Genomic DNA, 19393 nt, shown 5'->3' on the forward strand with positions numbered 1-19393 from the left:
CTTTGTGGCCGGAATATTAGTATTCCGGCTCTTTTTTATCTGGAGCCCAAGCTTACCGAGCTGCCCAGGAAACTTTACGAATCCCTAAGCCTTATCAATCACTAGGCCTTACGAATCCCTAGGCCTCCCGCGCCTTCTTATCCAGCGCACTGGAGAAATGCAGCCCCTCGTAAGGTGGATTGAACTGATCGTCGATCGCCTTGTGATACAAGCCTATGGTAAACAGGGTGCCCTTGCCGACCGTGGAACTGACCTCTATGGTGCCGCCGATACGCTTGATGATGCCGTAGCTCAGGGAAAGCCCCAGTCCGGTACCGTCCTGACGCGTGGTATAGAAAGGATCGAAGATGCGCCCCAGTTGCTCCTCGGGGATCCCCTTACCCTCATCTTCCACCTCTATCTTGACCCCTATGGGCTCACCGCCCTGAACCCAGTCGTAGGTGCGGATCCAGATGCGTCCCTGTCCATCCATGGCGTGGGCGGCGTTGACTACCAGGTTGATCAGCACCTGCAGCAGCTGAGGACGATTCACCTCGATAGGATAACTGGCGTTGAGATCCTGGATCAGCACCACCTCCTGCTTCTTGATGGAGTGGCGCACCAGGATGGCCATCTCCTCGACTATCGGCGTGAGCTGATGCATCTCCAGCGGCGCGTTGAACTCGCCGGGACGACTGTATTGCAACAGGCTGCGAATGATGGTGCTGATACGCCCCACCTGCTCGATGACGATGTCTATCTCTTCCTCGACATCCTCGGCCTTGTCCCCCAGCTCAGACTTCAGCAGCTCCATGTTACCCAGGATAACCGCCGTGGGGTTGTTTATCTCATGGGCGATCCCCGCCGTCAGCTCGCCCAGGGCAGTCAGCTTCTCGTTGGTCACCAGCTGCTGGCGGGTCTCGTTCAGCAGGGCCACGTTACGCTGCAGCTCCTCAGTCTTCTCCTGCAGGCTGCGGGTACGTTCCTCGACCTTGACCTCAAGCTGCTCTGCCGCCGCCTGGATTTGCGAGTTGCGTCGCTGTAACAGGTCCAGCATGCGGTCGAACTGCTCGGCCAAATTGGCCAGCTCGTTGTCACGCTCCAGCCCCAAGGACCCGATTCTCAGGTTACGCCCCGATTGCACCGCCTTCACCACATGGTGAATACGCTCGATCGGCTGCAGCAGGCTGTAGGCGCCACGGTAGACCAGCAGGCCAGAGACCAGCAGCACCAACATGAGGATAGTGCCCAGCTCTATGATGTTCAACAGGTAGTTATGAATAAAGGGAGATTCGGAAAATCCCGTGTAGATCATGCCGATACGCTCACCGCGAATATCCTTGAGCGGCGCATAGGCGGAGATAAACCAGTCGTTGTAGACGAAGGCGCGGTCGACCCACAGCAGGCCCTGCACCAACACCTTCTGGCGCACCTCTTCCGACACCAGACTACCCAGCGCGCGGCCGCGCTTCTCGCTGCCCTGGGGGAAGAAGTTAAGCGGCACGTTAGTGCTGATGCGGGTGTTGTCGAGGAAGATGGTTACCGTGCCAATGGAGCGCTCCGGCAACGTGCCCTTGTCATAAACCAGGTCACGAATATGATCCACGATGCGAATGTCGCGATTCAGCAAGATGCCGCCATCCAGATACCAGCCCACTGTGCCATCGCTGCCCAGGATCGGCAGCAGGCTGCGGCTGAGCATGCCGCGCTTCTCCACATCCTTGCTTGGCTTCTGGGATCTTGGGGTGTCCACCAGAGTGATCACCGCCTCCTGCTCCAGGTTAGGCGCCAAACGGGCCAGACGCTGGGGCTGCAACACCATTAAACCCGAGAAGGGCTGATTGTCCTGTATCTTGGGCAGCATCACCCTCAAATCAGGGTCTTGGGCCGCCTCGGAGACGCTGATCAGCCTGAGGAAATCCAGGTCGAGCTCTGCCTGCTTCTGCTTGAGCAACTCAGCCAGCTGAGCTCTGGCGGCCTTGCTGTCGGTATCGAGATCGCGAAATTCGTTTTGAAATTCCCAGGAGGCGCGTACCAACTCGAGCTGGTCTTCCTGCTTCTCCTGCACAGAGATCAGTGTGTTGCTAGCAACGGTAAGGTCGGCCTTCACCTTCATGAAGAGCTGTTTGCCCGTGTAGCTGATGTTCCAGTAGATGGTGATGAACACCAGGCTCACCAGGGTCAGCAAGATGGGCAACAGGGTGAGGATCAGGATGCGATAACGCACCTTGGCCTGCAGCTGCTGCCAGTTGACACCAAAGAGACGCGAGAAAAAAGACACGGTTATTCTTCCTCGAGATGATTGAGTTCAAACCACTCTTTATATTTACGATCCAGTGTCTTACGGGAAACCCCGAGATCGCGCGCGGCGGCAGACTTGTTGCCCTGATGCAGGTCGACCACTGAGGTCACATGGTGTTTCTCCACCTCTTTGAGCGACCAATCCAGCGGATAACCCAGCTCGCCGGTTGCCTCTGATTTAGGCTGCTGTTTCCAATATTCCGCCGGTGGCTTACCCAACAGGATGCAACGCTCTATCATGTTGCGCAGCTCACGGATGTTGCCCGGCCACTCATGCTGTTGCAGCTTGAGCATATCCTCGTGGCTCCACACCACCTCTTTGACCCCCAGCTCGGCGGCCAATAGGCGGGTGAAGTGATGGGTCAGTTCCACCACATCTTCGGGGCGCTCCCGCAGCGGTGGGATCACTATGTCTAATACGTTGAGTCGATAGAAGAGATCGCGCCTGAAGTTACCGGCCTCAACCTCATCCGCCAGCTTACGGTTGGTGGCCGCCAGCACCCGGACATCGATATTGATCTCTTTCTCGCTGCCTACGGGACGTATGGTGCGCTGCTCCAGCACCCTCAGCAGGGCCGTCTGCATCTTGAGCGGCATCTCGCCTATCTCGTCGAGGAAGATGGTGCCGCCCGAGGCGAAGCTGAATAGGCCTTCACGGTTGCCCTTGGCGCCGGTGAAGGAACCGGCCGCATGACCGAAGAGTTCACTCTCCAGCAGTTCGGGGGCGATGGCGCCACAGTTGACCGGTACAAAGGGTCCCTGACGACCGCTGAGCAGATGCAGCTGTCTGGCCACCAGCTCCTTACCCGTGCCCGATTCGCCTTCGATCAGGATCACCGCGTTGGTGGGTGCCACCCTTTCGATAACGTGTTTCACTTCCATCATGGCATCGCTGCTGCCTATGATGGTGGAGGATTGGCCGATGGAGACCTCGCGGCGCAGCATGAGGTTTTCGCGCTTGAGCAGACGACGTTCGATGCAGCGGTCAACCGCCTTCATCATCTGCTCAAGATGGAAGGGTTTCATAATAAAGTCTGAGGCGCCGGCGCGCAGCGCCTTGATGGCCACGTCCATATCGGCATAGCCCGTCATGAAGATGATGTCTGAGCGCCGCTCCTGATCGCTCAGGGCCTCGTCCCACTCTATGCCGAAACGTCCCGGCAGGCGGATATCGACGATCAGCAGATCGAAGTGACAGCGGCTCCTGAGCTGCTCGGCATCTTCGACGCTACCTGCGGTTTCCACCAGGGCGAACTTCTTCGACAGCGCCTTCTTCAGGAAGCTGCGCATGCCCGGCTCATCGTCGACGATAAGCACAGATACGGCGGATGGTAGGGGCTTCATCTCTTTATTGGGCTGGCTCATATTGTCTTCTTTTGGACATTTTGACTCATATTGAACAGATTCTAGCATCAAACCTCGGCCAATTGGTCACCCTGAACCAGTAGAATCGCGCTCTGGGACAATATGTCTGGCGATAATTTGCCAAGCTTGCGATCTGCTTCACACTTTGTTGGCAACTTGTGAGCTTTTTTTGCAGATAATGGATTTGGCACTGTTTTTGCTGAAACAGAGTCGTTATTCACACAATAATCCGCGTGATCCCGGCAACATCACGCAAACCAGCAGATGCCAAGGAGCAAAAATGCTAAAGCTAAAATCAATCCTCAGCCTAGCGATCGTCGCCAGTGCCCTTACGCTAACCTCTGCCCAGGCAGAAGAGGTCATTAAACTGGCCACCACCACCAGTACAGAAAATTCTGGTCTACTCAAGCACCTACTGCCTAAGTTCGAGCAGGAGTCTGGCTATAAGGTTCAGGTTATCGCCACAGGTACGGGTAAGGCCCTCAAGCTGGCTCGCCAGGGCGACGTGGACGTGGTGATGACTCACGCCCCAGCTGCCGAAGCCAAATTCGTTAACGAAGGCTACGGCATACTGCCACGCGGCATCATGGAAAACGATTTTGTGATCTTGGGCCCGAAAAATGACCCAGCGAAGATCCGTAGCAGTAAGACAGCCGAAGAGGCCTTTGCTAAAATAGCCGACTCTGGCGCGGGCTTCGTCTCTCGCGGTGACAACTCTGGTACCAACATGAAAGAGTTGATCATCTGGAAAGGCGCCAAGGTTGAGCCAACATTTAACGGCTACCGCGCCGTGGGCCAAGGCATGGGTAAGACGCTGCTGATGGCAAACGAGCTACAGGCCTACACACTGTCTGATCGCGGTACTTTCGTTGCCTACAAGGCGAAGTTAGATCTAGCGGTTGATTATGATGGCGGTAAGACACTGGCTAACCCTTATCAAATCATGTTGATCAACCCTGAGAAATACCCAGATCTGAACCACAAAGGTGCTAAGGCGCTGAGTGACTGGCTGATCGGCAACGAAGCCCAAGGCATGATTAACAGCTACACCGTACAGGGTGAGCAACTATTTAAGGCAACATATAGCGAATGAGTGAAGGCTGGTTAGCCCTAATACAGCAGGCGTTGAGCCTGCTGTTTTCATTAGATCCCGATGTTTGGTCTATCGTCAGCGTCTCCTTTTCTGTCTCTTTTGCGGCGCTGGCGATCACCCTAATTCCCTCTATGGTACTGGGCTTCGTGCTGGCCTTCGCCCGTTTTCCGGGACGTTGGTTTGCCACAAACCTGGTACAGACGACCCAATCTATCCCCACAGTGGTGATCGGCCTCTTGGTCTATCTGATGCTTACCCGTATGGGTCCCCTGGGGGATCTTAAATGGCTATTTACCCAGAAAGGCATGATACTGGGACAGATGATGATCTGCGCCCCCGTGTTAATCGCCATGAGTCAGGCCGCCTTTACCAGCGTGGACAAGCGTGCCTGGGAAACCTCACGCACCTTAGGCGCCTCCTGGCTGCGTTCCGTCTGGCTGGTGTGCCGGGAACTCAAGGTACCGTTGTTGATGGCCATAGTCGCGGCCTTTAGCCGCATTCTCACCGAGGTGGGTTGTTCCATGATGGTGGGCGGCAATATTGCCGGCGTCACCCGAAATATCCCCACCGCCATCGCCCTGGAAACCAGTAAGGGCGACTTCGCCCAGGCCATCGCCCTTGGACTGGTGCTGCTTATCCTAGCCTTAGTGCTTAACTTCACGCTCGGCACCCTCAGAGGCAGAGCCGAACCTAGGAGCCTATAGCCATGGTCAAGATCATCGCCAAAAACATAGAGATGCGCTTCGGCAGCCGCCTGCTGTACCGTTTCGATCGCCTCAGCCTAGCTCAGCACCAGACCATACACCTGCAGGGCGACAACGGCAGCGGCAAGACTACACTGATGAAGATGCTGGCAGGCCTGCAGGCACCCAGCCAGGGCGAGATCCACACAGAAGGTTTCGCTCCAACGCCATGGTGGCGCCGTAACCCCTTGCTAGGCAAGGCGGTCTATCTGCATCAACACCCCTATCTGTTTGATGGCAGCGTGGCCTACAATCTCAACTATGTGCAGCCCTTTTGCGACATGAATGAGCAGGAGATCGCCTCGCGCACCCAGACGGCTATCGAGATGGCGCAGCTGGGTAGCCTGCTCAACCAGAGAGCCGCCAGCCTCTCCGGCGGCGAGCGTCAACGCCTGGCCATCGCCCGCGCCTGGATCATGCGTCCACGCCTGCTGATGCTGGACGAGCCTACCTCTAACATGGACAAGCTGTCCCAGCAGCTGGTGCTGACCATGATCAGCCACCTGAAACAGCAGGGTACAGGCATGCTGATCAGCAGCCATCAGAGCTGTTCACTCACCGGCCTGTGCGAGCAGACCTGGCAGATCCAGGCACAAGAAATTCAGGTAAGCCCGTCGCCCCTCGATGAGCGCCCCTTCACCCCATCACAGCAGGAGCTGAGATATGTCACCGCAAATTGATGCCGTGATCCTTGCCGGCGGCATGGCCAGACGCATGGGCGGCAACGATAAAGGACTGGTCGAACTCAACGATCAGCCGATGATAAAACACGCAATCGACAGGATAAAACCTCAGGTTAAGCAGATCCTGATCAACGCAAATCGCAACCAGAATCGCTATGCTGAGTTCGGTTACCCAGTATTGAGTGACGAAGACTCGGGTTATCTAGGGCCACTGGCTGGCATGATCACGGCGATGGGGCAGACCCAGGCCGACTACCTTCTGGTAGTGCCCTGCGACTGCCCGCTGCTGCCGACGGATCTGGTACAGCGTATGCTGACGGCGATCACCGCAGAAGATGCAGAGATGGCGGTGGCCAGCGACGGTAAGCGCGAGCAACCTGTGGTGTTACTGATGAAGCCCGCGCTGCGAGGGTCGATGAAGGCCTTCTTGGATGCCGGCGAGCGTAAGATCGATTTTTGGTACGCCAAGCACCAGTGCGTCGTGTGTGACTTCTCCGATCAGCCCAACGCCTTCGTGAATGTCAACACGCCAGAACAAAAACAACAACTTTCCGAGGCAATTGCCCACTAAAAATAGAGGTGTACATGAGCGTACCGTTTAACAATCCACTGCCGATCCCCGTCCTCGGATTTTGCGCCTACAGTGGCACAGGCAAGACGACCCTGCTAAAGAAGCTGATCCCCGAACTCAATCGTCGAGGCCTGCGGCTAGCCGTTGTCAAACATGCTCATCACAACTTCGATGTGGATATTCCCGGTAAGGACAGCTTTGAAATGCGCAAGGCGGGTGCCCGCCAGATGCTGGTCGCCTCCCATGTGCGTTGGGCACTGATGACAGAAGATCCGGTAGAGGATGCGCCCGAGCTGCCTCACCTGCTGGCGCAAATTGAGGCCGACAAGGTGGATATCGTCCTGGTAGAGGGCTTCAAGAAGCTGGCCCTGCCTAAGGTGGAGCTACATCGCGCCGCCCACGGAAAGCCCTTTATCCACCCCCATGACGAGCACATTCAGGCCATCGCCTGCTGCGACGATACCGAGCTACCCTCAGACCTTAGACGCCTAGATATCAACGATGTGGGCCAGATAGCCGACTTCGTCATCGAATACGCCAACAACTGGCGCCCCTGCACACCATCGCTCCCCCTCGCGCCCGAGTGCGGCTGCGAGCTGGACACCAGCAAGACGCTATCGGTGAGACAGGGAATAGACAAGATCCTCTCCTACGTCACACCTGTATCGACCAGCGAAGAGGTCGCCATCGACGACAGCACTGACAGGGTATTGGCCCAAGATGCCATCTCGCCGGTGGACGTGCCCCAGCACACCAACTCGGCAATGGATGGTTTTGCGTTTGCCTACTCAGACCCCATGCTAGAAAGCTACACCTTGGTAGGCGATGTTATGGCCGGTCACAGCTATCAGGGCACACTCAACCCCGGCGAGGCGGTGCGCATCATGACGGGCGCCCCCATGCCGGACGGCGCCGATACGGTGCAGATGAAGGAGATGGCAGAAGACAGCGGTGACAGCGTCAGCTTCCAGGGTAATATCAGCCTGGGGCAACACGTACGTCAAGCCGGTGAAGACATCGCCAAGGACCACACAGCCCTGAGCGCCGGACACAGACTCAAGGCTGCCCATCAAGGCATGCTGGCCTCCTTGGGCTTCGGCAAGCTGCCCGTATATCGCCGTCCTAAGGTCGCCGTCTTCTCCACTGGCGACGAGGTGTGTCAGCCGGGCGAGCCCTTAAAGCCCAACTGCATCTACGACTCCAACCGCTTCACCATCAAGTCCATGGTGAAACAGCTGGGTTGCGAGGTGATCGATCTCGGCATCCTGGAAGATAACGAATCAGCCCTGGTCGACGCCCTGCAAGGCGCGGCGCAACAGGCCGATGTGGTGATAAGCTCAGGCGGCGTCTCGGTAGGCGATGCCGACTTTATCAAGTTGGCGCTGGCCAAGGTGGGACAGATCAACTTCTGGCGCATCAACATGCGTCCGGGTCGCCCACTGGCCTTCGGTCAGATTGGCGACAGTCTCTTCTTCGGCCTGCCGGGTAACCCTGTGGCCGTGATGGTCTCCTTCATGCAGTTCGTTCAGCCTGCGCTGCGCAAGTTAGCGGGTGAACTGGAATGGGCGCCGACCTTAGTGCCCGCCATCGCCGACTGCACCCTGCGCAGCCGCACCGGCCGCACCGAGTTTACCCGCGGCGTCTATCATTTGGGCGCTGACGGTCGCCTGCATGTGACCAGCACAGGCGCGCAGGGTTCGGGCATGTTAAGCTCAATGGTGAAGGGTAACTGCCTTATCGTGATCGCCGAGAAAGACGAGCAGCTCAACGTGGGTGATACCGTTTATATTCAACCCTTTGCCGATCTTTTATAGTCGACAATGGATTAGCCAGGCGGGTGAAGTAAATACCCCGCCGCCGTAGGTGATTCTGTATGAGTTTGATAGTCGATACCTTTGGCCGCACCGTGGAGTATCTGCGTCTCTCGGTGACCGACAGATGCGATTTTCGCTGTGTCTACTGCATGAGTGAAGACCCCTGCTTCCTCGACAGAGAGCAGGTGCTCAGCCTGGAGGAACTAGCCTGGATAGGTCAGGCCTTTACCGAGCTTGGGGTCAAGAAGATCCGCCTTACCGGCGGCGAGCCCTTGGTGCGCACCGATTGCGACCAATTGGTCAAGCTGCTGGGGCGACTCCCCGGCCTCAAAGAGTTGTCCATGACCACCAATGGCTCGCGCCTAAGCAAGTTTGCCGGCAAGATGCATGAGGCGGGCCTGAGCCGGCTCAACATCAGCTTAGATACCCTAAAACCCGAGCTGTTTACCCAGCTGACCCGCAACGGCAATCTGGAGCGGGTGATCCAGGGGATAGATGCCGCCAAGGCGGCGGGCTTTAACCGCATCAAAATCAACGCCGTGATCCTGCGTGGCCAGAATGACGACGAGGTATTGGATCTCATCGAGTTTTGCCGCGAGCGCGAACTGGATATCGCCTTCATCGAGGAGATGCCCCTAGGTGTCATCGACGAGCGCAAGAAGAGCCGCCACTGCAGCAGCGACGAGGTCAAGGCGATCATTGCCAAGCGCTATCCACTCAGTGTGTCTGACAAGCGCACCGGCGGCCCGGCCCGCTACTACACCATGCCAGGCAGCAAGATACATGTGGGCTTCATCTCGCCCCACAGCAACAACTTCTGCCACGAGTGCAACCGAGTAAGGGTAACAGTAGAGGGACGTTTGCTCCTCTGTCTGGGTAACGAAAACTCGGTGGACCTTAAGGCGATCGTCAGGCAGTATCCCGGCGATATCGAGCGCCTTAAGCAGGCGATTCTCGAGGCGATTAAGCTCAAGCCCAAGGAACATCACTTCGGCCCAGAGGGCGAAACCCAGATCCTACGTTTCATGAATGCCACCGGCGGCTAATGCCCTGGGCCATTTTCGATGATAGACTCTGACACATCTGATATTGAATGAGTCTAACTCGAGATGGCCCTGACCCGAAGAAAATGGAATAACATCATCATCTTCGCCTCCATCGCCATGGTGGCGATACTCACCTTTTTGGAACGTCACCGCCAGGCGATCCCGGAAGATGCCCAGCCCCTCTTCGATCAACAGGCGCCCCTGTTTCAGCTGCAATATGACAATCTCTGGCTCGCTCAGCAGGGCTTCGGCTGGCAATGTGACCCTCAGGTGCTCAACTGTCGGCAATGGGCCGAGGCCTGGAGTGGTATCCTGGTCTCGCCAATCGCCAAACCATCTGGCTTAGCCACGCCCGCCCATGAGTTGGTGATCCAGATCCGCGACATAGAGACGCCCCAGCTCTGGCTCATCTATCCCGAGGAGGGGCTGCTGAACTCACCGGCAGGTAACTGGTACCGGATCCCGCCGAGCCTACGCCCGTCATTGCAACCGATCCTCAGACTCAATAATCCCTAAACCAGCCAAACGAAGAGACACCTATGCCCGAACTCCCCGAAGTCGAAGTGACCCGCCAAGGGATCTCCCCCCACCTGCTCGATCAGCAGGTCACAGGATTAACCGTGCGTAACGCCTCCCTGCGCTGGCCCGTCCCAGAGGTTGCCCAGCAGATAGTCGGACAGACTATCAGAGGCATACGTCGCCGCGCCAAATACCTGCTGCTGGATACCGATGCCGGCACCACCATAGTCCACCTCGGCATGTCCGGCAGCCTGCGGATCCTGCCCAAGTCGACGCCGGTGGAGAAGCATGACCATATCGATCTGGAACTGGCCAGCGGCAAGGTGCTCAGATTTAACGATCCCAGACGCTTCGGCGCCTGGCTCTGGTGCGAGCTGCCCGAAGCCGCCCACCCCTTGCTGGCCAAATTAGGCCCAGAACCCCTGCAATCGGGCTTCAATGTCGACTATCTGGCCAAGGCCCTGGAAGGTAAGAAGAAGGCGGTCAAACTCTGCCTGATGGACAATCATATCGTGGTGGGCGTAGGGAATATCTATGCCAACGAGGCCCTGTTTGCCGCCGGCATACACCCCCAGGCCGAGGCAGGCAGAATCGATAGGGAGCGGCTCACGGTACTGGTTGCCGAGGTGAAACAGATTTTGGCCCAGGCGATCAAACAGGGCGGTACCACGCTCAAAGACTTCACCAACGCCGATGGCAAACCCGGTTATTTCGCCCAGAAGCTACATGTCTATGGCCGCGGCGGCGAGACCTGTACTCAATGTGGCAACCTGCTGAGCGAGATAAAACTCGGGCAGCGGGCTACCGTCTTCTGCGGCCTGTGTCAGCCACGTTAAGGCCTGCCTAGATAACCCAGCCTGGATACCCATCCTGGATAATCCAGCCTGAGCAAATCCCTGCCGCAAAAAGCAAAAAGGCTGACAAGATGTCAGCCTTTTTCTTTACTCGTTTTCAGCTAAAGCCTTAGCTAAACACCTACTCTAAACAACTACTCTAAACATTAGAAGCGATACTCATAGCTGCCGAACAGGGTCGCATTGGTATCCTTGTCATCGGCCTCGAATTCTGACTGAGACACAGTGCCGCCCAGGCTCATCATCCCTTTCCAGATTGGCAGGCGATAGCTGAGCTCCAGCATCAGCAGATCTTCCTTACGCGGCTTGGGTGCCCAACCATTATTGACCGTCTTACCATCCTTGTTTAACTGAGCGAAACGCAGCAAAGAGGTGAAGCCATGGCTATTGGCAAACTGACCGATAAGCCCCAACACATAGACGTTGGCGTCGCTATCATAGGTACTGCCGAGCGAGCGGCCATAGTAGCGCGAGCCACTCTTGTAGGTACTGTGCTCATAGAAGCAGTTGAAAGCGTTCTGGTTCTCACCACAGGCCACCATGGTATCTGAGTACTCGAAGAAGAGCTTATACTGCTGAGAGTCGAACTCGAAACGGGTATCGGCGCCAAATAGCTTGGCGCAATCGGCCAAGTCCCAAGGCATAGGGCCGCTCGAATCTTCACAGGTACGCTCTAAGTAGAGACCTACCGGGATATCGAACCAGGTATCGGCGTAACGAATATCGAAGCCAGCCATCTGATTGCCTATCTTAGATTGTAGCGCAGGGTCACAGCTGGCCTCACCGTTCACACAGGTGGTATTACCGGCGATGGCATCGAACAGGGTCGATAGGCCGCACTCCTCGCCCTCACCACAGAACATGGTGGTCCAGGAGATGCCCATCTCTAACTGTCTGAAGGGGCGTATGGTGCCGCGGAAGTTCCACAGCAATGGATTGGCGACGGCGCGCTCCTCTTCCAGGTAGCTGATGCCGGTTGTCAGTGTCCAGGGGCCAATCCAGGAGAGCCATGGCGTCTCGAACGCCGCCGCGTTGTTGCGGCTCAGCATCAGGCTAGGCAGCGGACGGGCGTTGTTGGAGCGATGCAGGGCGGTATCGAATCCCGGTCCCCACCATTGATCCACGGCGCCGGCCGCCACCATCCAGTTACCCAGGGCAACGGCAAAATAGGAGTCATCCAGGCGCACCTCTTTCTCATCCATGGGATCATAATGGGCCGAGGCCGCGACTTTGAAGGCAAATCTGTCACCCAGATACTCGTGGGACGCCTGCACCTCTGCTTTCTCGCGATAGTCGGAACCGAAATGCTGGAAGCGGGCAGGATCGCTGCCACCGGCCAGCTTAATGCGGCTGTTACCACGATTCTCGACCGCATTGCGGTAGTAGAAGTTCACCCGGGCAAACGCCGTGGCGAGACCTGGCGAGAGCACTGAGGGCTCCACCTTACTCAGATCGCTCCCAATACCCGACCACATCAGGGGATAGGTATTGACGGGCACAGTGATCACTCCGGCATCGGCGAGGGCCTGAATGTCGGCTCTGAGATAGATATCGGAAACATCGACCCAGGGGGCCGCGTGGGCTAAGGAGGTGATCATCAGGCCTAAGGCCGCGACGCCTCCAACAACATAAGCGCGAATTTTTTCCATCATAACGGGCAAATTAATCCTTTTTTTGCAGCGCTTTGGCTACTTCTTCATGCACAAATTGACTGACATCACCACCATGTAATGCCACCTCTTTCACCAGCGTAGAAGAGATAAACGAGTTCTCTTCGGCCGGGGTTAAAAATACGCTCTCCAGATCGGCGCTCAGGCGCCTGTTCATGTTGGCGAGCTGAAACTCATATTCGAAATCAGATACCGCCCGCAGGCCACGCACTAGGACGCTGGCATTCTGCTCCTTGGCAAAGTCTACCAGCAGGCCGCTAAAGCCAACCACCTCGACGTTGTCCAGATGCTCGGTCACCCTTTTGACCAACTTTACCCTCTCCTCCAAGCTGAACCTCGGCTGCTTAGAGGGGTTGGCGGCGATGCCTATCACCACCTGCTTGAACAACTTCGCCGCACGTTCGATAAGGTCCGTATGACCGTTAGTGACGGGGTCGAATGTTCCAGGATAAATCGCTTTCGTGTGCATGGCTCGCAGCCCTTACTTTGGCTTGGTATAAGTTAATGGCGGAATTGCGCCTAGTTTAACGAGTTTCCCCCCCGGATTGAACCACCGGCATCGAATTGTTTATTGTCGAAAAAATCCCTAAAAGTTACAATTTGCATCAATAGTGTAAAAATGCCGTGGGAGAATGCTCGGCAAGACACTCGCCGATGCTATGATAGATGAGATTAACCGTCGTTCTAAGCACGCTTGTTTTAAGCATTCGGCCTTAGGCGCTGTGCCTACTAACAGCCTCCCATCAGATAAGTTTTCATATGATTAAAAGCGTACTAGTCATTCGCAATGATAAAATTGGCGACTTCGTGCTCACCTGGCCCGCGCTCTATGAGCTTAAAATGGCGCTACCCAACGCCAGCATTGAGGTCTTCGTCGATCCTGTATTGAAAGATTTCGCCATGGCCTGCCCCTACATAGACCATGTGATAGTGGATGATGGCAACGACCAGGCGATCACTAAGACATTTGCCGAGCGTCATTACGATGCGGTTATCGTGTCACGCTCACAGATACGCACCTACCGACTGCTACGCAAGCTGGATATTCCCTACAAGCTGGCCCCCAAGCTGAACTGGTATCAGTATCTGTACCAACACAGAACCAGCATAGAGGTGCCTAAAGGGCTGGGTGGCTGGCGTAAGAGCTGCATGATGGTCGAGCGCTTCCTGGCCGATCACAGAATTCCTGTCCCCACACTGCCGACACGCTACTGGGATCTCTCCCACGAGCGGCGCAAGTGGCAAGATCACTATGGCCAACAAGGCGAAGAGCGACTGATCTTCGCTCATCCCGGCACCGGCGGCTCATCGGGCGGCATCTCCCCTAGCGACTTTGCCGGCCTGCTGGCGCAGGTAGACAAGCTAACCGCAATTGAGTGCAAGTTTGTACTGACCTATAGCGGTCAGGAGATTGCCCTGGCCCAGCAGATCTATGACCTGCTCAATGCCCAAGGGATCAAGGTGGTGATGGCCGAGCCGCTCGCCAGCCTGGCCGACTTTGCCAAGTCTCTGGTCGCCGCCGACATGTTTATGGCGGGCTCTACCGGTCCTTTGCATATCGCCGGCTTACACAACGTGCCGACAGTCGGTTTCTACGCGGGCAGACGCTCTGCGCCTAAGGTGCGTTGGCAGACCCTGACCCAGAGCGAGAGGCGTCTGGCCTTCACTCCGCCCGTCGGCAAGAAGACCGGCAGGAACATGGCGCTTATCGACTTCGATCTGGCTGCCAAGGAGATCGCGGCCTTTTTAGATACCCAATACGCGAGTCAGTCAGCTGTCAGCTAAGCTAGCTGGTGTGACTCTGTTTTTCTCACAAACGGGACAAGTATTATGATCATAGTAACGGGTGCTGCCGGCTTTATCGGTAGCAACTTAGTTAAAGCGCTCAACAATTTAGGGCGTAGTGACATTATCGCCGTAGATGACCTGACCGACGGCACCAAGATGTTTAACCTGGCCGACTGTGAAATTGCCGACTATCTGGATAAAGACGACTTCATCGAGCAGATCGCCCAGGGACAGTTCGATGGCAAGGTCGAAGTGATCTTCCATCAGGGCGCCTGCTCGTCGACCACAGAGTGGGATGGCAAGTTCATGATGGCCAACAACTACGAGTATTCCAAGACACTGCTCCACTTCTGCGAACGTAACGGCAGCCAGTTTATCTACGCATCGTCGGCCTCCGTCTATGGCGGCAGCGATAAGTTTATCGAGCAGCGGGAACTGGAGAAGCCTCTCAACGTCTACGCCTACTCCAAGTTCCTGTTCGACCAATATGTCAGACAGCACAGCTTCACCACTCAGGTAGCTGGCCTACGTTACTTCAACGTCTATGGCCCTAGGGAGCAACACAAGGGCGGCATGGCCAGCGTGGCCTTCCACTTCAACAACCAGATCAAGGCAAGCGGCATCTGTCGCCTGTTCCAGGGCCACGACGGCTTCGAAGATGGCAAGCAGCTAAGAGACTTCGTCTACGTGGAAGATGTGGTCAAGGTCAATCTATGGCTTTGGCAAAACCGAGGGATCTCAGGGGTATACAACTGTGGTACGGGCCAGGCACAGAGCTTCAACGACGTGGCCAATGCGGTGATCGCCTATCATGGTAAGGGAGAAATTGAATATATTCCCTTCCCGGATAAGCTCAAGGGCGCCTATCAGAGCTATACCCAGGCAGACCTCACGCAGCTGAGAGCCGCCGGATATACCCAGGCCTTTAAGACGGTCGAAGAGGGGGTTCCCGAATATCTGGACTGGCTGGCCGCGCAGCACTTTATCGGTCAGTAAGTTATCGATCAGCAAAAAAAGCCCCGGGTGATACCTGGGGCTTTTTTTATCTTATCTCCCGCACGACCTCGATCAGCTGGGTCGTCGAGATGGCCGGTGTTCGCGGTAGATAGATCACCTGGCACAGAGGTTTGAGATGGTCGAACTTGCCTTGCCAGTCATCGCCCATCACCAGGATATCGGCCTGATGCGCCTCGATATATTCCGCCTTTAACTCCAGCGATTCCTCCAGAAACACCTCGTCGACACAGGCGAGCGCCTTGACGATGCGCATTCTGTCACGCTCGTTGCAGATCGGGTAGCGCTGTTTCTTGGAGAAATTCAGCGCATCCGAGGAGACGCCCACCGTCAGGTGTTCCCCTAACTCTCTGGCGCGCTCGATAATGTTGAGGTGTCCGATATGAAACATATCGAAGGTCCCGAAAGTAATAATTCTCATGAAGCCTCTTCGGACAAAAGATAATCGACGATGCGCTGACTAGAGTGGCCATCAACCCGACCGGCCAACTCTAGAGTGTACTCTGCCCGCTTGGCGGCAAATGACTCGGGCTGGGCGATCTGTTGATCCACCACGGCTTTGAGCTCCTTGTACGACGCCGCGTGAGCGGCCACACCGGCATAACGGTAGAGATCTTCATCCATGCGATTCTTGAAACGGAAACTTAAGATGCCGCGATAGCTCCAGCGCAGGTGGTAGAAATCACACCAGACCACGGGCTTATCCAAGGCCGCAAACTCAAACAGCGCCGACGAGGCGTCGCTGATCAAGAGATCGGCACTGGCCATGAAAGGCAAGAGGTTCGCCTGCTCAACAGGTGCCAAGTAGACGTTATCAAAATTGCCCCAATGTTCCAGCAGTTGCTTCTGTTTCTTATAGCTGGGTTTGCTAAGCGAAAAATAGTGTGGCTTAAGCAAAATGTTGTATTCGCTAAAGGCGCTGGGCCAATCTTTGGCCATCTTCTCTATGCTGCTGGGATAGAAGGTCGGCGCGTAAAGCAGCGTCGGCTTGGCAGGATCTAAGCCTAATGCCTCGAGATCAAGCCCTGCCTCACTGCCCTGCACGATAGGATCCAGCTTGGCATAGCCGGTATCGATAAAGGTCTTATGGGGAAAGAGCTGCTGCAGGCGCTTGAGGCGATATTCCCCTTCGACGAAACGCACATCCATATCCGATTCGGACACAGTGTAATAGCAGGCCTTAGGGCCGATGCCGTGCTGCATCAGGGCGGTCTTGCAGATCCCCTTGAGCTTAGCGGCCGCATCGAAGCTGTTGCCAAAGATCACCCAGCTGGGTTTCTCCTTCAGGTAATAGGCGAGCGCCTCCTCCTGGGAGTCGACCCAATGGGCCTCCAGGCCATTCTGCGCCACCAGGGCATCGAGCGCCGCCTGCTGATCCTGACTGCGATAGATCACGAAGCGCACTACTTGCCCACGTGCCTGCAACTCCTGCATGACGGGCAAATATTGCGGCAAATAGTATGGATGCAGAACATCAAAACAGATCACAATCAATCTTCTCGCTGGTTATCGAAACCTTTGACCCGGCGCGAGGGGCAGCAGATCGCCGCCAAACTCTCAACCTAGCCTCAGTCTATCAATGGGCATACTGGCGCAGATTGTAACACATTCCATTAATACTACAGCCAATTTGTCACCTCGCCAGGCGAAAGCCTGACCAGTAGGCCCGGCGCAGTTGGCGTCGAGTCACAAACAAGCAAACTTATGGCCACGGGTCACTGGCAAATAGCCATTGGCCAAGGTTTTCTCTGTCATCAAAGCCATGTATCCTTAAGCCACTTAAATTTTATCGGCTAGGGCACAATGTCTCTTATTCCAAGTGAACGATTAGCACAGGCAAGACGCCTCCTCTTTGTTTCCCCTTTGGCACTGGGCGATTTTCTCTATATCAAGACCTTTCTGGCCGCCCTCAAACAGCAGCATCCAGCACTCGAGGTGGATATCTGGCTCGACGATAACCGCAACAACCAAGACAGTTGGCGCCTCTCTCGCAGCAAGATCATGCAGCAGTGGATCGCCGCCGAGCCCGCCTTTAGCCGAAGCTATGGTTGCAGCGACAGCAAGGCGATGCAAGATAGACAGGTCGAGGCCGCCAAGGCCCTAGATTACGACCTGGTGATCACTCACTCAGGCAGCAAGAGCGAACAATTTTCGGCGCTGGCCAGACGCATCAGTCCTAAGGGCTTTATCGTCACCAGCCTAGCCAAATCCAAATTTGGCGGACTGCTCGACCCCTGGTTTTTCCGCCACAGCGACAAGACCTTTAAGATAGATGTTGCAGCCCTCGGCGAGCATCACCATATTACCGATCGCTACTATCAGCTGCTGCACAGAGTTGCTGGGCTGACACTGGACAAATCGGCCTTCATGCCGTCGCTGACCTTCACGCCAGAGGTTACCGAGACGGCAAAGGCCTGGCTAAGCAAGACCTTTCCCGGTCAGTCTCAGGGCAGGCTCTATTTTCTCAACCATCTGTCGACCAATAAGAAGCGCGACTGGCATCAGTCTCAGCTGTTTGAATTGATAGCCCGTCTCACCGAGCAGGCACCAGACAGCCGCTTCATCGTCAACAGCACCCCGGAAAACTTTAGCGCCCTCAAGCAGGCCATCGCCGATGAGCCTAAGCTGGCGAACAGCCAAGTCGCAGTCTTTACCGTGCAAGACAACTTCTTCGAGCTGCCAGCGATGATCGCCGCCGCCGATATGGTGATCACGGTAGAAACTGCCATCATGCACTTCGCCACCGCCAGTCAGCGCCCACTTATCGCCATGATGCGGCAGAAGAAGCCCTACTGGGCGCCGCCAGAAACCGCCAGCTCCAAGGTGCTATACGCCTCTACCGGCAAGGGCTATGTCAGCGATATCGGCGTCGACGAGGTATTGGCCACGCTTGCCCAGATATCTGACGACGAGAAGCCAGCCGCCCATTCACAGTTAAGTTCATAACAGCCAAGGCCCCATTATGAAAAAAGCCATCTTCACCCTCGCCATTGGCGACAACCCCATGTACCGCGCGGCGCTAAAAAGCTTCGAGCGCTACGCCGAAAAGGTCGGTGCCGATCTCGTGGTATCGGATCGCCTGCACTACAAGATCCATATCGAGAACCCTAAATACTCGGCCAGCCCGGCCTGGCCCGAAAAGCTCTATACCGCCGAGCTATTGAAGCAATACGACAGGGTGCTCTATCTGGATGCGGACATCATGGTGACGCCATGGGCGCGAGATATTTTCGAAGAGTATCAAGATCTTGAAACTGTCTACATGTTCGACGAAGGTCCTTACACAGACCGCACCATTCCGGTCGGCGAGATCAATGCCGCCTTCGACGCCGTCGAGAACTGGCCGCAAACCGATGGCCACTACAGCTACTACAACTTCGGCATGTTCCTGATCTCGAAGGAGTGCCCCCTGTTTGAGCTCGCCACCCTGGAAGGGATGCAGCAGGTGTGTAACACGGTTAAGTTCTACGATCAGACCTATGTGAATTACGTCATTCAGAAGAACAAGATTAAGAACCAAGGCGTCGATGCCGCTTTCAATCGTATGGATCTGCTGGGCAACGAAGATTATCGCAAGGCCGACTTTATTCACTACGCCGGTCGCGGCTACCGCATCAAGTGTCCGAGCCGCGAGATCCGCTATGTGGACGACTACTGCCAGATGTATGGCGATACCCTGACACCAGCAGAGATCAAGCAGCTCAAGCTAGACGCCTGGAACCTCTATACCGCCAACCTAAAGCGTAAGAGTGGCGTGCCCCAGGGACTACTGAACTTTATCGGCAAGCCAACTCTGGGACGCAAATGGCTTAAATAAAAGTGGCTTAAATAAAAGTGGCTTAAATAAAAGCGGCTTAAATAACGGTTTATCTCAACAAGCAATTACTTAAGTTTTGGGGCTGCAACACTAACAATTGCAGCCCTTTTCATGCCACAGTCCACCAGCCTTTCGT

18 protein-coding genes are annotated in these 19393 nt (G+C 55.8%); 12 read left to right on the forward strand and 6 right to left on the reverse strand.

All coding sequences use genetic code 11. From position 1 onward, the window contains the following. Positions 1-118: 118 nt before the first annotated feature. On the reverse strand, positions 119-2260 hold the full coding sequence (locus K0H80_RS18840; RefSeq protein WP_220072598.1) for a sensor histidine kinase: 2142 nt from the start codon (positions 2258-2260) through the stop codon (positions 119-121). A gap of 2 nt (positions 2261-2262) precedes the next feature. After that, positions 2263-3693, reverse strand: coding sequence for a sigma-54-dependent transcriptional regulator (locus K0H80_RS18845; RefSeq protein WP_220072599.1), 1431 nt, complete (start codon positions 3691-3693; stop codon positions 2263-2265). A 232-nt stretch (positions 3694-3925) separates the two neighbouring features. Here K0H80_RS18845 and K0H80_RS18850 point away from each other — a divergent pair, with 232 nt between their 5' ends. The 8 genes from K0H80_RS18850 to mutM all read left to right on the forward strand — a co-directional run bounded on the left by K0H80_RS18850 (position 3926) and on the right by mutM (position 10950). Then, positions 3926-4738, forward strand: a complete 813-nt coding sequence (locus K0H80_RS18850) for an ABC transporter substrate-binding protein (protein ID WP_220043680.1) — start codon at positions 3926-3928, stop codon at positions 4736-4738. Next, positions 4735-5442: an ABC transporter permease gene (locus K0H80_RS18855; protein WP_220043681.1), complete on the forward strand. Its 708-nt coding sequence runs from the start codon at positions 4735-4737 to the stop codon at positions 5440-5442. The genes K0H80_RS18850 and K0H80_RS18855 overlap by 4 nt, the downstream gene beginning before the upstream one ends. Continuing rightward, positions 5439-6161 carry an ABC transporter ATP-binding protein gene (locus tag K0H80_RS18860; RefSeq protein ID WP_258406260.1) on the forward strand — a complete coding sequence of 241 codons (723 nt, stop codon included), beginning with the start codon at positions 5439-5441 and terminating at the stop codon, positions 6159-6161. Before K0H80_RS18855 ends, K0H80_RS18860 begins: the two co-directional genes overlap by 4 nt. Continuing rightward, positions 6145-6735 (forward strand): molybdenum cofactor guanylyltransferase MobA, encoded by a 591-nt coding sequence (mobA, locus tag K0H80_RS18865; RefSeq protein WP_220072601.1) that lies wholly within the window; start codon positions 6145-6147, stop codon positions 6733-6735. Before K0H80_RS18860 ends, mobA begins: the two co-directional genes overlap by 17 nt. Positions 6736-6749: 14 nt before the next feature. Beyond that, complete coding sequence (locus tag K0H80_RS18870) at positions 6750-8549, forward strand: bifunctional molybdopterin-guanine dinucleotide biosynthesis adaptor protein MobB/molybdopterin molybdotransferase MoeA (protein ID WP_220072602.1); 1800 nt, start codon at positions 6750-6752, stop codon at positions 8547-8549. Between the two features lie 59 nt (positions 8550-8608). Continuing rightward, a complete protein-coding gene (gene moaA / locus K0H80_RS18875) occupies positions 8609-9595 on the forward strand; it encodes a GTP 3',8-cyclase MoaA (RefSeq protein ID WP_220072603.1) in 987 nt (328 codons plus the stop codon). A gap of 63 nt (positions 9596-9658) precedes the next feature. Then, entirely contained in the window at positions 9659-10111 is a 453-nt protein-coding gene (locus K0H80_RS18880) for a hypothetical protein (protein WP_220072604.1), read from the forward strand. A gap of 23 nt (positions 10112-10134) precedes the next feature. Continuing rightward, entirely contained in the window at positions 10135-10950 is an 816-nt protein-coding gene (gene mutM / locus K0H80_RS18885; protein ID WP_144201311.1) for a bifunctional DNA-formamidopyrimidine glycosylase/DNA-(apurinic or apyrimidinic site) lyase, read from the forward strand. A 164-nt stretch (positions 10951-11114) separates the two neighbouring features. Here the strand turns inward: mutM and K0H80_RS18890 are convergent, their stop codons facing one another. Together K0H80_RS18890 and coaD are read right to left on the reverse strand one after the other, a co-directional pair. Next, a complete protein-coding gene (locus tag K0H80_RS18890; protein WP_220072605.1) occupies positions 11115-12620 on the reverse strand; it encodes a capsule assembly Wzi family protein in 1506 nt (501 codons plus the stop codon). 10 nt (positions 12621-12630) lie between these two features. After that, entirely contained in the window at positions 12631-13107 is a 477-nt protein-coding gene (gene coaD, locus K0H80_RS18895; RefSeq protein WP_011867486.1) for a pantetheine-phosphate adenylyltransferase, read from the reverse strand. A gap of 290 nt (positions 13108-13397) precedes the next feature. Here coaD and K0H80_RS18900 point away from each other — a divergent pair, with 290 nt between their 5' ends. Together K0H80_RS18900 and rfaD are read left to right on the forward strand one after the other, a co-directional pair. Then, positions 13398-14423 (forward strand): glycosyltransferase family 9 protein, encoded by a 1026-nt coding sequence (locus tag K0H80_RS18900; RefSeq protein WP_220072606.1) that lies wholly within the window; start codon positions 13398-13400, stop codon positions 14421-14423. A gap of 45 nt (positions 14424-14468) precedes the next feature. Then, entirely contained in the window at positions 14469-15422 is a 954-nt protein-coding gene (gene rfaD / locus K0H80_RS18905) for an ADP-glyceromanno-heptose 6-epimerase (RefSeq protein WP_220072607.1), read from the forward strand. A 46-nt stretch (positions 15423-15468) separates the two neighbouring features. Here rfaD and K0H80_RS18910 read toward each other — a convergent pair whose 3' ends face one another. Then, positions 15469-15861 (reverse strand): FAD synthase family protein, encoded by a 393-nt coding sequence (locus tag K0H80_RS18910; RefSeq protein WP_011867489.1) that lies wholly within the window; start codon positions 15859-15861, stop codon positions 15469-15471. Next, entirely contained in the window at positions 15858-16928 is a 1071-nt protein-coding gene (locus tag K0H80_RS18915; RefSeq protein WP_220072608.1) for a CDP-glycerol glycerophosphotransferase family protein, read from the reverse strand. The genes K0H80_RS18910 and K0H80_RS18915 overlap by 4 nt, the downstream gene beginning before the upstream one ends. 315 nt (positions 16929-17243) lie before the next feature. Here K0H80_RS18915 and K0H80_RS18920 point away from each other — a divergent pair, with 315 nt between their 5' ends. Then, entirely contained in the window at positions 17244-18386 is a 1143-nt protein-coding gene (locus tag K0H80_RS18920) for a glycosyltransferase family 9 protein (RefSeq protein ID WP_220072609.1), read from the forward strand. Between the two features lie 16 nt (positions 18387-18402). Next, positions 18403-19257 carry a glycosyltransferase gene (locus tag K0H80_RS18925; RefSeq protein WP_220059408.1) on the forward strand — a complete coding sequence of 285 codons (855 nt, stop codon included), beginning with the start codon at positions 18403-18405 and terminating at the stop codon, positions 19255-19257. Positions 19258-19393: the final 136 nt, after the last annotated feature.

This window comes from Shewanella aegiceratis, from assembly GCF_019457495.1.
Taxonomy (GTDB): domain Bacteria; phylum Pseudomonadota; class Gammaproteobacteria; order Enterobacterales; family Shewanellaceae; genus Shewanella; species Shewanella loihica.

Coding starts and splice junctions, on each gene's coding strand:
- mobA (WP_220072601.1), top strand. CDS start 6,145: ATGTCACCGCAAATTGATGCCGTGATCCTTGCCGGCGGCATGGCCAGA.
- K0H80_RS18910 (WP_011867489.1), bottom strand. CDS start 15,861: ATGAGAATTATTACTTTCGGGACCTTCGATATGTTTCATATCGGACAC.
- K0H80_RS18845 (WP_220072599.1), bottom strand. CDS start 3,693: ATGCTAGAATCTGTTCAATATGAGTCAAAATGTCCAAAAGAAGACAAT.
- moaA (WP_220072603.1), top strand. CDS start 8,609: ATGAGTTTGATAGTCGATACCTTTGGCCGCACCGTGGAGTATCTGCGT.
- K0H80_RS18855 (WP_220043681.1), top strand. CDS start 4,735: ATGAGTGAAGGCTGGTTAGCCCTAATACAGCAGGCGTTGAGCCTGCTG.
- K0H80_RS18890 (WP_220072605.1), bottom strand. CDS start 12,620: ATGATGGAAAAAATTCGCGCTTATGTTGTTGGAGGCGTCGCGGCCTTA.
- coaD (WP_011867486.1), bottom strand. CDS start 13,107: ATGCACACGAAAGCGATTTATCCTGGAACATTCGACCCCGTCACTAAC.
- K0H80_RS18920 (WP_220072609.1), top strand. CDS start 17,244: ATGTCTCTTATTCCAAGTGAACGATTAGCACAGGCAAGACGCCTCCTC.
- K0H80_RS18870 (WP_220072602.1), top strand. CDS start 6,750: ATGAGCGTACCGTTTAACAATCCACTGCCGATCCCCGTCCTCGGATTT.
- K0H80_RS18925 (WP_220059408.1), top strand. CDS start 18,403: ATGAAAAAAGCCATCTTCACCCTCGCCATTGGCGACAACCCCATGTAC.
- K0H80_RS18850 (WP_220043680.1), top strand. CDS start 3,926: ATGCTAAAGCTAAAATCAATCCTCAGCCTAGCGATCGTCGCCAGTGCC.
- mutM (WP_144201311.1), top strand. CDS start 10,135: ATGCCCGAACTCCCCGAAGTCGAAGTGACCCGCCAAGGGATCTCCCCC.
- rfaD (WP_220072607.1), top strand. CDS start 14,469: ATGATCATAGTAACGGGTGCTGCCGGCTTTATCGGTAGCAACTTAGTT.
- K0H80_RS18900 (WP_220072606.1), top strand. CDS start 13,398: ATGATTAAAAGCGTACTAGTCATTCGCAATGATAAAATTGGCGACTTC.
- K0H80_RS18880 (WP_220072604.1), top strand. CDS start 9,659: ATGGCCCTGACCCGAAGAAAATGGAATAACATCATCATCTTCGCCTCC.